Source organism: Pantoea sp. SYBGC1, assembly GCF_057197005.1.
In genome coordinates this window covers 83,736-97,263 of sequence record NZ_JBXUNM010000011.1, presented here as the reverse complement: position 1 = coordinate 97,263, position 13,528 = coordinate 83,736, and the positions used below count along the sequence as shown (strand labels likewise).

At 56.4% G+C, this 13,528-nt stretch carries 14 protein-coding genes; 8 read left to right on the top strand and 6 right to left on the bottom strand.

Features of this window, described 5'->3' with window-relative positions; genetic code table 11:
- Positions 1-28 precede the first annotated feature (28 nt).
- Both glpK and glpX read left to right on the top strand, forming a co-directional pair.
- Entirely contained in the window at positions 29-1,540 is a 1,512-nt protein-coding gene (gene glpK, locus AC2CF9_RS15995) for a glycerol kinase GlpK (protein ID WP_150018377.1), read from the top strand.
- Between the two features lie 97 nt (positions 1,541-1,637).
- Positions 1,638-2,648, top strand: a complete 1,011-nt coding sequence (gene glpX / locus AC2CF9_RS15990; protein WP_484557448.1) for a class II fructose-bisphosphatase — start codon at positions 1,638-1,640, stop codon at positions 2,646-2,648.
- Here the strand turns inward: glpX and emrD are convergent.
- The gene (emrD, locus tag AC2CF9_RS15985; RefSeq protein ID WP_039381210.1) at positions 2,638-3,834 is read right to left on the bottom strand and encodes a multidrug efflux MFS transporter EmrD; all 1,197 of its coding nucleotides are present in this window, start codon (positions 3,832-3,834) and stop codon (positions 2,638-2,640) included. The two genes, glpX and emrD, sit on opposite strands and share 11 nt — an antisense overlap.
- Between emrD and AC2CF9_RS15980 the strand changes: the two genes are divergently transcribed.
- The 4 genes from AC2CF9_RS15980 to tpiA all read left to right on the top strand — a co-directional run bounded on the left by AC2CF9_RS15980 (position 3,833) and on the right by tpiA (position 6,446).
- On the top strand, positions 3,833-4,060 hold the full coding sequence (locus AC2CF9_RS15980) for a hypothetical protein (protein WP_484557447.1): 228 nt from the start codon (positions 3,833-3,835) through the stop codon (positions 4,058-4,060). The two genes, emrD and AC2CF9_RS15980, sit on opposite strands and share 2 nt — an antisense overlap.
- Before the next feature lie 59 nt (positions 4,061-4,119).
- Entirely contained in the window at positions 4,120-4,866 is a 747-nt protein-coding gene (gene fpr / locus AC2CF9_RS15975) for a ferredoxin--NADP(+) reductase (protein WP_484557446.1), read from the top strand.
- Between the two features lie 103 nt (positions 4,867-4,969).
- Complete coding sequence (locus AC2CF9_RS15970; RefSeq protein WP_150018382.1) at positions 4,970-5,557, top strand: YiiQ family protein; 588 nt, start codon at positions 4,970-4,972, stop codon at positions 5,555-5,557.
- A 121-nt stretch (positions 5,558-5,678) separates the two neighbouring features.
- A complete protein-coding gene (gene tpiA / locus AC2CF9_RS15965; RefSeq protein WP_039381215.1) occupies positions 5,679-6,446 on the top strand; it encodes a triose-phosphate isomerase in 768 nt (255 codons plus the stop codon).
- A 51-nt stretch (positions 6,447-6,497) separates the two neighbouring features.
- On the opposite strand, the gene AC2CF9_RS15960 is transcribed toward tpiA, so the two are convergent.
- The 5 genes from AC2CF9_RS15960 to cpxP all read right to left on the bottom strand — a co-directional run bounded on the left by AC2CF9_RS15960 (position 6,498) and on the right by cpxP (position 11,286).
- The gene (locus tag AC2CF9_RS15960; RefSeq protein ID WP_484557445.1) at positions 6,498-7,253 is read right to left on the bottom strand and encodes a CDP-diacylglycerol diphosphatase; all 756 of its coding nucleotides are present in this window, start codon (positions 7,251-7,253) and stop codon (positions 6,498-6,500) included.
- A gap of 132 nt (positions 7,254-7,385) precedes the next feature.
- Positions 7,386-8,375, bottom strand: coding sequence for a sulfate ABC transporter substrate-binding protein (locus AC2CF9_RS15955; protein ID WP_150018384.1), 990 nt, complete (start codon positions 8,373-8,375; stop codon positions 7,386-7,388).
- Positions 8,376-8,513: 138 nt separating this feature from the next.
- On the bottom strand, positions 8,514-9,476 hold the full coding sequence (gene pfkA / locus AC2CF9_RS15950; protein ID WP_039381217.1) for a 6-phosphofructokinase: 963 nt from the start codon (positions 9,474-9,476) through the stop codon (positions 8,514-8,516).
- Positions 9,477-9,683: 207 nt separating this feature from the next.
- Positions 9,684-10,586, bottom strand: coding sequence for a CDF family cation-efflux transporter FieF (fieF, locus tag AC2CF9_RS15945; protein ID WP_484557444.1), 903 nt, complete (start codon positions 10,584-10,586; stop codon positions 9,684-9,686).
- Between the two features lie 187 nt (positions 10,587-10,773).
- On the bottom strand, positions 10,774-11,286 hold the full coding sequence (gene cpxP, locus AC2CF9_RS15940) for a cell-envelope stress modulator CpxP (protein ID WP_039381219.1): 513 nt from the start codon (positions 11,284-11,286) through the stop codon (positions 10,774-10,776).
- Positions 11,287-11,436: 150 nt separating this feature from the next.
- Here cpxP and cpxR point away from each other — a divergent pair, with 150 nt between their 5' ends.
- Together cpxR and cpxA are read left to right on the top strand one after the other, a co-directional pair.
- Positions 11,437-12,138 carry an envelope stress response regulator transcription factor CpxR gene (gene cpxR, locus AC2CF9_RS15935; RefSeq protein WP_039381220.1) on the top strand — a complete coding sequence of 234 codons (702 nt, stop codon included), beginning with the start codon at positions 11,437-11,439 and terminating at the stop codon, positions 12,136-12,138.
- The gene (gene cpxA, locus AC2CF9_RS15930) at positions 12,135-13,511 is read left to right on the top strand and encodes an envelope stress sensor histidine kinase CpxA (RefSeq protein ID WP_039381221.1); all 1,377 of its coding nucleotides are present in this window, start codon (positions 12,135-12,137) and stop codon (positions 13,509-13,511) included. Before cpxR ends, cpxA begins: the two co-directional genes overlap by 4 nt.
- Positions 13,512-13,528: the final 17 nt, after the last annotated feature.

Sequence of the window (13,528 nt, the reverse complement as noted above, 5' to 3'; positions counted from 1 at the left end):
TTTCACTCTTAATCATCAGGAAATTATTATGACTACGCCAGATAAAAAATATATTGTCGCGCTCGATCAGGGTACCACCAGCTCCCGTGCCGTCGTACTCGATCATGATGCCAATATCGTCGCCGTTTCACAGCGTGAGTTTACGCAGATCTACCCGAAAGCGGGCTGGGTTGAGCATGACCCGATGGATATCTGGGCTTCACAGAGTTCAACCCTGGTTGAAGTGCTGGCGCACGCTGACATTAACTCCGATCAGATCGCCGCTATCGGTATCACTAACCAGCGCGAAACCGCCATCGTCTGGGATAAAGAGACCGGCAAACCTATCTACAACGCCATTGTCTGGCAGGATCCGCGTACCGCTGACTACTGTAATAAGCTGAAGAAAGAGGGACTGGAAGAGTATATCCAGCACACCACCGGCCTGGTGATTAACCCTTACTTTTCCGGCACCAAAGTGAAATGGATCCTCGATCACGTCGAAGGCGCCCGCGAGCGTGCGAAACGCGGCGAGCTGCTGTTTGGTACCGTGGATACCTGGCTGGTCTGGAAGATGACGCAGGGCCGTGTGCATATCACTGACCATACCAACGCCTCGCGTACCATGATGTATAACATCCACAAGCTGGAGTGGGATGCACGCATGCTGGAGATCCTCGACATTCCGCGCGAAATGCTGCCGGAAGTTAAAGGCTCTTCTGAAATTTATGGTCAGACCAACATTGGCGGTAAAGGCGGCACGCGTATTCCGATCGCCGGGATTGCGGGTGACCAGCAGGCGGCGCTGTATGGCCAGCTCTGCGTACAGCCTGGCATGGCGAAAAATACCTACGGTACCGGCTGCTTTATGCTGATGAATACCGGTACTGAAGCGGTAACCTCTACCCACGGCCTGCTGACCACTATCGCCTGCGGCCCGCGTGGCGAAGTGAACTATGCGCTGGAAGGTGCCGTATTTATCGGCGGCGCCTCGATTCAGTGGCTGCGCGACGAAATGAAGCTGATCAACGACTCCACCGACTCAGAATATTTTGCGCTGAAAGTTAAAGATACGAACGGCGTCTATATGGTGCCGGCATTTACCGGCCTGGGCGCGCCTTACTGGGACCCTTATGCCCGTGGTGCTATCTTCGGCCTGACGCGCGGTGCCAATGCCAACCACATTATCCGCGCGACGCTGGAGTCGATCGCCTATCAGACGCGCGATGTACTGGAAGCGATGCAGAACGACGCCGGTACCCGCCTGCAGTCGCTGCGCGTTGACGGCGGCGCAGTCGCGAACAACTTCCTGATGCAGTTCCAGTCTGACATTCTCGGCACCCGCGTTGAACGTCCGGAAGTGCGTGAAGTCACGGCGCTGGGCGCAGCCTATCTGGCAGGCCTGGCCGTCGGCTTCTGGAGCGATCTGGACGAGGTGCGCGCTAAAGCCGTTGTGGAGCGCGAATTCCGCCCTGGCATCGAAACCACTGAACGCAACCTGCGCTACGCGGGCTGGCAGAAAGCAGTTGCCCGTGCCAAAGCCTGGGAAGATGAAGCGTAAGTAACCCCCTGCCCGCGGTTCGTGCCGCGGGTTTCCCCCTCTCCCGCTTTTACCGCTGTGCTACACTGCCCGCCTGTTTTTCTGTCAGGTGCAAACCATGAAACGCGAACTCGCAATTGAATTTTCCCGTGTCACCGAAGCGGCAGCGCTGGCTGGCTATCGCTGGTTAGGGCGTGGCGATAAAAATGCAGCCGACGGCGCCGCCGTTAACGCCATGCGCATTATGCTCAACACCATCAACATTGATGGCCGCATCGTTATCGGTGAAGGCGAAATTGATGAGGCGCCGATGCTCTATATCGGCGAGCAGGTCGGCACCGGTCAGGGTGATGCCGTGGACATTGCAGTCGATCCGATTGAAGGCACGCGCATGACCGCTCTGGGCCAGGCTAACGCGCTGGCGGTGCTGGCAGTCGGCGATAAAGGCAGCTTTCTGCACGCACCAGATATGTACATGGAGAAGCTGATCGTCGGAGCGGGAGCGCGCGGCGCTATCGACCTCAGTCTGCCGCTGGAAACCAATCTTAAAAATATCGCCATTGCGCTCGGTAAGCCGCTCGCGCAGCTGACGGTATCCATTCTGGCGAAGCCACGCCATGACGCAGTTATTGCGCAGCTGCAGGCGCTCGGCGTGCGCGTGTTTGCTTTTCCCGATGGCGATGTGGCCGCGTCGATCCTCACCTGTATGCCTGACAGTGAAGTCGATGTGCTGTATGGCATCGGCGGCGCGCCTGAAGGCGTCGTCTCGGCAGCCGTGATCCGCGCCATGGATGGTGATATGCAGGCGCGCCTGCTGGCGCGGCATCAGGTTAAAGGAGAGAGCGAAGAGAATCGCCGGCTGGGCGAACAGGAGCTGCTGCGCTGCGCGGAAATGGGGATTGCGGTGGGCAGCGTGTTAACGCTGAATGAGATGGCGCGCAACGACAACGTGATTTTTGCGGCCACCGGCATTACCAGCGGCGATCTGCTGAAGGGCATTACCTGTAACGGCAATATCGCCACCAGCGAGACGCTGCTGGTACGCGGCAAGTCGCGTACCATTCGCCGCATCCAGTCGATCCACTATCTCGACCGCAAGGATACGGCGCTGCACCCGTTTATCCTGTAACCGTCTGCTTGCCGCTCTCGGGATGGCGTGAGAGCGGCCACCAGCACAGCAGCATCACCAGCGACGTGACAAACATCAGCAGGCCAAGGCTGGACTGATCGTGCTGCGGTAGCAGGGCAGAGAGCCACGCGACCACCCCCGAGCCCAGGTTCTGCAGGCCGCCAATCAGCGCTCCGGCGCTGCCCGCCAGCCAGGCGTAAGGCTCCATGGCACCCGATGTTGCCAGCGGGAACAGCATGCCGGCACCGAAGAAAAACAGCGCCGCCGGCACCAGCAGCGTCCAGATATTCATTACGCCAAACCATGACGGGATCCACATCAGCAGCCCAGCCAGCAAGCAGCTGTTTACCCCATACCACATCAGCGTATGCCAGGAGGTCTCTTCCCGGCCGGCAAACCAGGCACCAAAAAAGGCGGCCGGAATGGGCAGAATAAACAGAATGCTGACGGTCAGGCCATCCAGCCCCAGTACGCCGCCCATCAGCACACCGCAGCTCGCTTCAAAAACGGCGATGCCCGCCAGCGCGCCCACCAGCAGCAGCAGATAACGAATAAAATTGCCGTCGCTCAGCAGCGTGGCGTAGCGGCGCAGAAAAGGCGTAGCCGGTGCATCGCCCGGCCGGGTTTCCGGCAGCCAGCGCGCCATAGATGCCGTAACGCCCAGGCACAGCAGCAGCAGAAAGGCGAAGCAGGCGTGCCAGCCAATCAGCCGGGTCAGCAGCGCACCTATTACCGGTGCCAGCAGCGGACTCACCAGAATGCCCATATTCAGCAGGCTGTTGGCTCGCCGCAGCGCGGTTCCGGCATACAGATCGCGCGGCATCGTGCGCGCCATAACGCCGGCAACACCGGTGCCGAGTCCCTGAATAGCGCTGCCGAGTACCAGCATCTGCAGCGATGAGGCGAACAACGCGATCAGCGCACCACAGGCAAAGATCGTCATGCCGGTAAGGATCACCGGGCGACGTCCGACGCTGTCCGAGAGCGGGCCGTAGATCAGCTGCGATCCACCATAGGTGATCAGATAGGCGGCCATGACCTGCTGCATTGCGCCACTGCGCACGTTGAGCGCTTCTGCCATCACGGCCATCGCGGGCACATAAATGGTTTGTGCCATCTGACCCACGGCCACCAGCACAATCAGCATGAATAACAGAAAACGGTTTTGAGTTTTATCGATCTGCATGGAACACGATATCAGCCTGAAAAAAGAACGCGCCGGCAGTACTCAGGGTTCGCCGGCAGTAATGGCGGCAAAAATATCAGGATTACGTGGCAAATCGAGAGCTGAGCTGCAGGAAGCCAGGTTGCCAGCCGTCAACCTCCTGTACCAGACTGTAAACAGGTTGCTACAGGTAGTGATCTGTGCGGCGGATTTGTCGCAAAGAGCGCTTTTGCCGCCGCCGGGCTGACAAGCACAGGGCGGGCTGGTAAAGATAGCGATAACCGGGAGAATTCAACAGGAGCACCTATGGCCGAGTGGATTAATGCAGAAGTTAAAGAGGTGAAAAACTGGACCGACGCGCTGTTCAGCCTGCGCGTTACTGCCCCTATCGATCGGTTTATCGCCGGGCAGTTTGCCAAACTGGCGCTGGAAATAGAGGGCGAGCGTGTGCAGCGCGCGTACTCCTACGTTAACGCCCCCGACGATCCGCTGCTGGAGTTTTATCTGGTCACCGTACCGGAGGGTAAACTCAGCCCGCGCCTGCAGGCGCTGCAGCCGGGCGACCACGTCATGCTGACCAAAGAGGCGTCTGGCTTTTTCACCCTGGATGAAATCCCTGACTGCCGTACCCTGTGGATGCTGGCAACCGGCACCGCCATCGGCCCCTACCTGTCAATTTTACAGCAGGGCGAAGGTCTGGATCGCTTTGACCATGTTGTCCTGGTTCACGCTGCGCGCTATGCCAGCGACCTTAGCTTTCTGCCGCTGATGCAGACGCTGCAGCAGCGCTATGCAGGCAAGCTGCAGATTCAGACCGTGGTCAGCCGGGAAAGCAGCCCGGGTTCGCTGCAGGGCCGGGTACCGCAGCTGATTGAGAGCGGTGAGCTGGAGCGTGCCGTGGGCCTGCCGCTCGACGCAGAGAGCAGCCACGTTATGCTGTGTGGTAATCCACAGATGGTGCGTGATACCCAGCAGCTGCTGAAAGAGAGCCGCGACATGCGCAAACATTTCAAACGTAAGCCGGGCCACATGACCAGCGAACACTACTGGTAAGAGTGCCGTAACATCCCGCCACGCTTTTCACCGCGCGGGTTTTGACTTTCGGCGGTAAAACCCGTTTTAATCTGCCATAAGTGAATGATTCAGGGCCGATGCAATGAAGAAACTGTCAGCCGCGCTGCTGCTTAGCTGCGCGCTGTCATCTCCCGTCCGGGCAGACGAGCCGCCACCCGATCGCAGTGCGCATCTGCCGGTAGCGCCTTATCTGCTGACGGGCGCGCCTGCGTTTGATATGACGATCGCGCAGTTTCGTGAAAGCTATAACGCGGCTAATCCTGCACTGCCGCTGCTGGAGTATCGTGCAATAGACAATCGTGATGACAAGAGCCATCTGACGCGCGCAGCCAGCAAAATCAGCGAAACGCTTTACTCTTCCACCGCGCTGGAACAGGGTACCGGAAAGATTAAAACGCTGCAGATCACCTGGCTGCCGGTGCCGGGTCCGGAGATGAAGCAGGCTCAGCTGCAGGCGATGAATTATATGAGCGCTCTGCTGCGCTATTTCGTGCCGGGACTTTCGCCCGAAGAGGGGCGCCAGAAGCTGGACGCGTTACTGAGCGCCGGCAAAGGCGTACGCTATTTTAGCCGCACGGAGGGCGCACTGCGCTTTGTGGTGGCTGACAATGGCGACAAGGGTCTGACGTTTGCCGTAGAGCCGATTAAGCTCACGCTGGCTACTCCCTGATATCGCAGGCAGAAGTGACGAAAAGCAAAGCCAGCGCCCCTTTTGATCTCTATACTGTCTGGCAGACATCGCTGCCATGACGGCAGCGCTATTTCATGAATCGCGTAATGCGGAGGAACGAATGCGACATCCACTGGTTATGGGTAACTGGAAACTGAATGGCAGCAAGCAGATGACCGGCGAGCTGATTGAAGGTCTGCGTACCGCGCTGTCAGGCGTGGACGGCTGTGGTGTAGCGATTGCCCCACCGGCAATTTATCTGGATCAGGCAAAACATGCGATTTCCGGTAGCCACATTGCGCTGGGCGCGCAGAATGTCGATGTGAACCTTTCAGGTGCATTCACCGGTGAAACCTCCGCAGAGATGCTGAAAGATATCGGCGCAAAGTACATCATCATCGGTCACTCTGAGCGTCGCACTTATCACAAAGAGAGCGACGAATTTATCGCGAAGAAGTTTGCGGTGCTGAAAGAGGCAGGTCTGGTGCCGGTACTCTGCATCGGCGAAACCGAAGCGGAAAATGAAGCAGGCAAAACCGAAGAGGTGTGCGCACGTCAGCTGGATGCCGTGCTGGAAACGCAGGGCGCAGCGGCGTTTGAAGGCGCAGTCATTGCCTATGAGCCCGTCTGGGCTATCGGCACCGGCAAGTCTGCCACACCAGCCCAGGCGCAGGCGGTACATAAATTTATTCGCGACCATATTGCGAAGAAAGATGCCGCTGTCGCACAGCAGGTCATTATTCAGTATGGCGGCTCAGTAAACGATAAAAATGCGGCTGAACTCTTTACCCAGCCCGATATTGACGGTGCGCTGGTCGGCGGCGCGTCGCTGAAAGCAGATGCATTTGCAGTGATCGTCAAAGCCGCGGCGGCAGCGAAAAAGGCATAAGCTCTTTATAACCTGTCTCAGGGCGGCCTTAAGGCCGCCTTTTTTATACATTTACTTATTGAGCAGCTGACACTGATAATCCTGAAGTTCGCCTGCCGAGCCACCGTTCAGCATCAGCCAGTTACGCTCCAGCGCCAGCAGCGCTAATCGGCCATCCGGTAATGCTGTCAATGCCATCCCATAGTGACCCATTTTTTCGCGCGCCCCTGCCACTTCTTTGGCAAGACGGATAAACGCACTTTGATTGAACAGCTGGGCTTCAGAGATTGCGCGAACCAGATAGCGATGCCGGTTTATTGTCACAGGCTGCCACGCGTCATGCAGATGAGATGCCTGGTTATCGAGCTGCTGACGCACCTCCGGACGCAGGCAGGATAAATGGATATGCAGCTGATTTTGCGAACGTCCATACTGCGCGTTGATCGCCAGAGAAAACGCGCTATCGCTGACTGGCTGACTGTCCTGCACCAGCAGATCGCGATGCTGCCACGCAGCCGCGAAAAAGTTGGGCGTGTCCGGGTCCAGCAACACCGGACTTTCCATACCGGTTATTTTTTCGATCGGCATCAGCAGATAATGATGCGGGCCTTTAATATCTTTGTAGATAACATGACCCTGCCGGAGATTAACTTCTTTGCAAGGGGCCGGTTTGCTGTGTTGCGCCATAGCGGGCACACACTGTTCGCTTACAATCCGCCACAGCGCCTCGCCATTCCGGTAGTAATAAAAAATGGCTATGCTCAGCATGACGATAATGATAGCCAGACTCCATACCAGCCCTGATAAAAAGCGATTCCTTTCTCTCATAATCAATCCCTTAGCCGCTGATTAAAGGGTCTGATTTTAATCAGTCATTCAGCGTGATGACTATCATATATCGATTCCTGTACAAAAAAAGGCCAGCAAAAGCTGACCTTTTTAATTACTGACTGCGGGAAGTCAGGGTTTCATCACCTGATCGTAGCTGCCACCGTCGGCGAAGTGATCTTTCTGCGCTTTACTCCAGCCGCCAAATTTCTCATCTACGGTGAAGAGTTTTACCGGTGCAAAGGTGCTGGCAAACTTCTTCGCGACTTCTGCATCACGCGGACGATAAAAGTTCTGCGCTGCGATAGTCTGGCCTTCCGGCGAGTAGAGATATTTCAGGTAAGCTTCCGCCACGCTGCGTGTACCCTGCGCGTCGACTACTTTATCCACCACGGAAACCGTTGGCTCTGCAAGAATAGACTCGCCTGGCGTCACGATTTCAAACTTATCTTTGCCCAGTTTTTCCACCGCCAGATACGCTTCGTTTTCCCAGGCGATCAGTACGTCGCCTATTCCGCGCTCTACAAACGTGTTGGTTGCGCCGCGCGCGCCGGAATCCTGCACCTCAACATTTTTAAACAGTGCTTTCACATAAGCGAGCGCTTTAGCCTGGTCGCCCTGATTCTGATCCAGTGCCCAGCCCCATGCCGCCAGATAATTCCAGCGGGCGCCGCCGGAGGTTTTCGGATTTGGCGTGATCACGGATATGCCGGGCTTAGTCAGATCTGACCAGTCATGAATATTTTTGGGATTGCCTTTGCGTACCAGAAACACAATGGTGGAGGTATAGGGCGCGGAGTTATCCGGCAGGCGTTTGATCCAGTTTTTGTCGATACGACCGCGCTCAGCAATCGCATCCACATCGGACTGCAGCGCCAGCGTAACCACATCGGCACGAATACCGTTGATGACAGAGGTCGCCTGCTTGCCTGAACCGCCGTGCGACTGACGGATCACCACGTTATCACCGGTTTCCTGCTTGTAATGGGCGCTGAAGGCCTTGTTATATTGTTCGTACAGTTCGCGGGTAGGATCGTATGAGACGTTTAACAGCTGATAATCCTTTGCCAGCGCACCAGACGATGCCAGTAACAAGGTGATGCCGATACTCCACTTATTCATTTCCTGCTCTCCCGCGTAGGTTATGCGGCAAGAGTGACACAAAGCGAACAGTGGATTAAAGAATTAAAAATAAGCAGTTATAACTTGCGGGAATATAAAAAAGAAAAAGGCGCGAACGGATTCGCGCCTTTATGCCCGTCAGTAGAGCTTTTTCGCCGTGTCGAGCCAGTCGCGCTTGAAAGGACGTTTCATATTCTCAATCGCATCGATGATATCGTGGTGCACCATCTTCTCATTCTGGATCCCGACGCAGCGGCCGCCATAGCCCTGCAGCAGCAGCTCAATCGAGTAGGCGCCCATACGCGACGCCAGAATGCGGTCGTAAGCACAGGGCGCGCCACCACGCTGGATATGTCCGAGCACGGTGGCGCGGGTTTCACGCTTTGTCTCTTCTTCAATAAAGCGCGCCAGATCGTCGATATCGCAGATGTGCTCGGTAATCGCCACGATGGCGTGTTTTTTCCCTTTTGCAATGCCCGCTTTAATCTCTTCAACCAGCTCTTCACGGGTATACGGGATTTCCGGCAGCACAATAAATTCACAGCCGCCGGCAATCGCCGCTGCCAGCGTCAGATCGCCACAGTAGCGGCCCATCACTTCCACAATTGAGATGCGCTGATGCGATGAGGAGGTATCGCGCAGGCGGTCAATCGCTTCCACCACGGTTTCCAGCGCGGTGAAATAACCGATGGTGTAGTCAGTGCCGGCCACGTCGTTATCGATGGTGCCTGGCAGACCGATGCAGGGGAAACCCATCTCAGTCAGCCGTTTGGCACCCATGTAGGAGCCGTCACCGCCAATCACCACCAGCGCATCGATACCCCGCTTCTTCATGTTTTCAATCGCTGCCTGACGCACCTCTTCATTGCGGAACTCCGGAAAGCGCGCCGAGCCGAGAAAAGTACCGCCGCGGTTGATCATGTCAGAAACGCTGTAGCGGTCGAGATTAATCATGCGATCTTCATACAGACCCAGATAGCCGTCATAGATACCAAAAACTTCCAGGCCTTCACTCAGGGCGGAACGGACAACTCCGCGAATGGCTGCGTTCATGCCCGGGGCGTCGCCGCCACTGGTCAGTACTCCGATTTTTTTGATCATGACAACCTCTGGATTGTTCAAAACTAAGGATTATTCCCGCCGATCGATCGGGTCATGCCTGCTCCCGAACGTGGGGCTTAATAGTTGCAGATAGTATATCAAAGGCTCAATGCTGAATTGATTCAGGTCAGACAAGTTTTCGCTAATTTTTTAAAGAGTTGTTAGCGTTTTGTCATTTTTAGCATATAAGCGCCTGAATTAAAAAAGCTAAAAGCGGAAAAATCCCTGCTGATGCTCCGGGACAACCGAGCAGGGATCCTGGTGAATGATAATGTCAGAACCAGGAAATTTCCGGCGCAGCGCCTGTTCAATCTCATCAGCAACGTGATGCGCCTGAACCAGCGGCAGCGCATCTTCCATTTCCAGATGCAGCTGAATAAACCGCGTCGGCCCTGACTGCCTGGTACGCAGTGCATGCGCGCCGCATACGCCAGGCCACTGCGTCACCAGTGCGATAATCTGCTGCTTCTCCTGCTCCGGCAGCGCGCGATCCAGTAGCGCCTGCACGGCTTCATACCCCATGCGCAGCGCGTTATAGAGGATATAGACGCCGATCCCCAGCGCAAACAGCGCATCAGCGCGCACAAAACCGTAGCTGCTCAGACCCAGCGCCACCAAAATTGCACCATTCATAACGATATCCGACTGATAGTGCAGCATATCGGCGCGAATCGCCTGACTGCGGGTGCGCCGCACCACCCAGCGCTGGAAAGCCACCAGCGCCAGCGTGGAAAAGAGGGCAACAATGGTGACGACAACGCCGACCAGCGGCGCGCGCAGCGTTTCCGGCTTTGCCAGGTGCTGAATGCCGGTCAGAAACAGAAAGAGCGCGGAGCCGGAGATAAACATGCTCTGCGCCAGCGCCGCCAGCGATTCGGCTTTGCCATGCCCGAAAGTGTGGTCATCGTCGGCGGGCTGCAGCGCATAACGCACCACCAGCAGATTAGTCAGCGAGGCAGCGATATCTACCAGCGAATCCACCAGCGCCGCCAGCACGCTGACCGAGCCGGTGTACCACCAGGCAAATATTTTGACCAGCAGCAGCGCCAGCGCCAGTGAGGTGGCGGCCAGCGCAGCGCGCCGGACCAGTGTTGCATATTCAGAATCCATATTTCGCCCTATTAAACAGATGCGCGTGTCCGTCTTAACTGAAAACAAGTTTATCATCAGTCCGGCAGGCTGCGTCTGCGAGGCACGATTCTCCGGCAACGGCATACGGCGGGCAAAAAAAACCCCGCCATCATGGCGGGGGAAGACAGGGATGGTGTCTATGGCAAGGAAAAACAGGGATACTATGTTACTGGTTACTACTGGTGCTACTCACTGCTTGCAGCGATGACGACGACTGCAATCCTGAGAACCGACGAACATCGTTCAGCCGGCGTTCATGATTCTTTTTTAACGCTGCCTGCTGCACAGGCGTCAGCAGGTGGTACATCTGATTACGAACCCGGGCCATCTCTACCTGCAGGTCAACCTGCGCGCGGGCCTGTTTTTCAGCCAGCTGGCGGATCGCCGATTCATTAAATTTGTCTGCGGTGACAAGGTCATGCATAGTTTCAATATCCTGAACGCTTAACACCGGGCGCTCATGACGTGCTTGCTGCATCAGGTCCCGCATTTGCTGCCGCTGCTGTTCAGTAAGCTCGATACCATCGAACATGTGACTTTGCGGATTTTGCGTCATACTGCCTGTCGTCAAGCCGCCGTTTTGATGCATCTCTTCAATCGCTGTCGTCTCTGCTGCAACTGCGCTGGCGTGACTAAGAACCATCGCTGAAGCAATGACGATGACGGTTAAGTTGCGCATCGTTTACTCCCGGTTTGCTCTGTTTTGCGATTCAACGAGACCCAGTTTACGGTGGCAGCTGCAAACAACCGTCAGGGGGTGTAAAACTACGTAAAGCGTTGGATTGCCAGTGTGGGAACACGGTATTTTGCCTGCGGAGGGCAATAAAAAATGAATAAAATCCTGTTGGTAGATGACGACCGCGAATTAACTTCGCTGCTTAAAGAATTACTCGAAATGGAAGGGTTTGAAGTCATTGTAGCCAGCGATGGAGAGCAGGCACTTACCCTGCTGGACAGCTCTGTTGACCTGCTGCTGCTGGATGTCATGATGCCGAAGAAAAACGGTATCGATACATTGAAAGAGCTGCGTCAGCAGCATCAGACGCCGGTCATTATGCTGACCGCACGCGGCAGCGAACTGGATCGCGTTCTGGGGCTGGAGCTGGGGGCAGACGACTACCTGCCTAAACCGTTCAATGACCGCGAACTGGTGGCGCGTATTCGCGCGATCCTGCGGCGTTCAAACTGGAGCGAGCAGCAGCAACAGCAGCACGATACCAGTTCGCCGACGCTTGAAGTCGACTGCCTGCGTCTGAATCCGGGGCGTCAGGAGGCGAGCTTCGATAACGAAACGCTCGATCTCACCGGCACCGAGTTCACGCTGCTTTACCTGCTGGCGCAGCATCTTGGCCAGGTGGTATCGCGCGAGCATCTCAGTCAGGAAGTGCTTGGCAAACGCCTGACACCCTTTGACCGTGCCATCGATATGCATATCTCCAACCTGCGCCGCAAACTCCCTGAGCGCCGTGATGGCCATCCATGGTTCAAAACGCTGCGCGGACGCGGCTATCTGATGGTTTCTGCATCATGATAGGCAGTCTGACGACCCGCATCTTCGCCATCTTCTGGCTTACGCTGGCGCTGGTGTTGATGCTGGTCCTGATGGTGCCCAAGCTCGATTCGCGTCAGATGACCGCTCTGATGGAAAGCGAACAGCGGCAGGGCACCATGATTGAACAGCATGTTGAAGCGGAGCTCTCTCAGGATCCGCCTAATGACCTGATGTGGTGGCGCCGGCTGTTTCGCGCTATCGACAAATGGGCACCGCCGGGTCAGCGCCTGCTGCTGGTCACCAGTGAAGGCCGGGTCATCGGCGCACAGCACAACGAAATGCAGGTGATCCGCAACTTTATCGGTCAGTCAGACAACGCCGATCACCCGCAGAAGAAAAAATATGGCCGCGTTGAGATGGTTGGTCCCTTTGCCGTACGCGACGGTGAAGATAACTATCAGCTCTATCTGATCCGGCCAGCCACCAGCTCCCAGCTCGATTTTATCAACCTGTTATTTGATCGGCCGCTGCTGCTGCTGATCGTCACGATGCTGATTAGCTCACCGCTGCTGCTCTGGCTGGCATGGAGCCTGGCACGACCGGCGCGTAAGCTGAAATATGCGGCGGATGAAGTGGCCAGCGGCAACCTGCGCCAGCATCCTGAACTGGAGTCAGGTCCGCAGGAGTTTCTGGCGGCCGGATCCAGTTTTAATCAGATGGTCAGCGCGCTTGAGCGCATGATGACTGCCCAGCAGCGCCTGTTGTCCGACATCAGCCATGAACTGCGCACGCCGCTGACGCGCCTCCAGCTGGCTACGGCTCTGCTGCGCCGTCGTCACGGCGAAGGTAAAGAGCTGCAGCGCATTGAGACAGAAGCGCAGCGGCTGGATGGCATGATCAACGATCTGCTGGTGCTGTCACGTACCCAGCATAAAAACGCCCTGGTCAGCGAGGCGATGAAAGCAAACCAGCTGTGGAACGGCGTGCTGGAGGATGCGCGCTTTGAAGCGGAACAGATGGGTAAAACCATGGAAGTGCCCTATCCGCCAGGTCCGTGGCCACTGTATGGCAACCCGCATGCGCTGGAGAGCGCTCTGGAAAATATCGTGCGCAATGCGCTGCGCTATTCTGATTCACACATCAGCGTGAGCTTCTCGGTGGATATACAGGGCATTACCGTTCACGTAGATGATGACGGTCCGGGCGTGAGCGAAGAAGATCGCGAGCAGATTTTCCGCCCGTTTTATCGCACTGATGAAGCGCGCGATCGCGAGTCTGGCGGCACCGGGCTTGGACTGGCGATTGTGGAGACGGCCGTACAGCAGCATCGCGGCTGGGTCAAAGCAGATAACAGCCCGCTGGGCGGACTGCGTCTGACGCTCTGGCTCCCGCTATACTCTGCCCGCCAGTAATTTGTTATGCTTCGGCC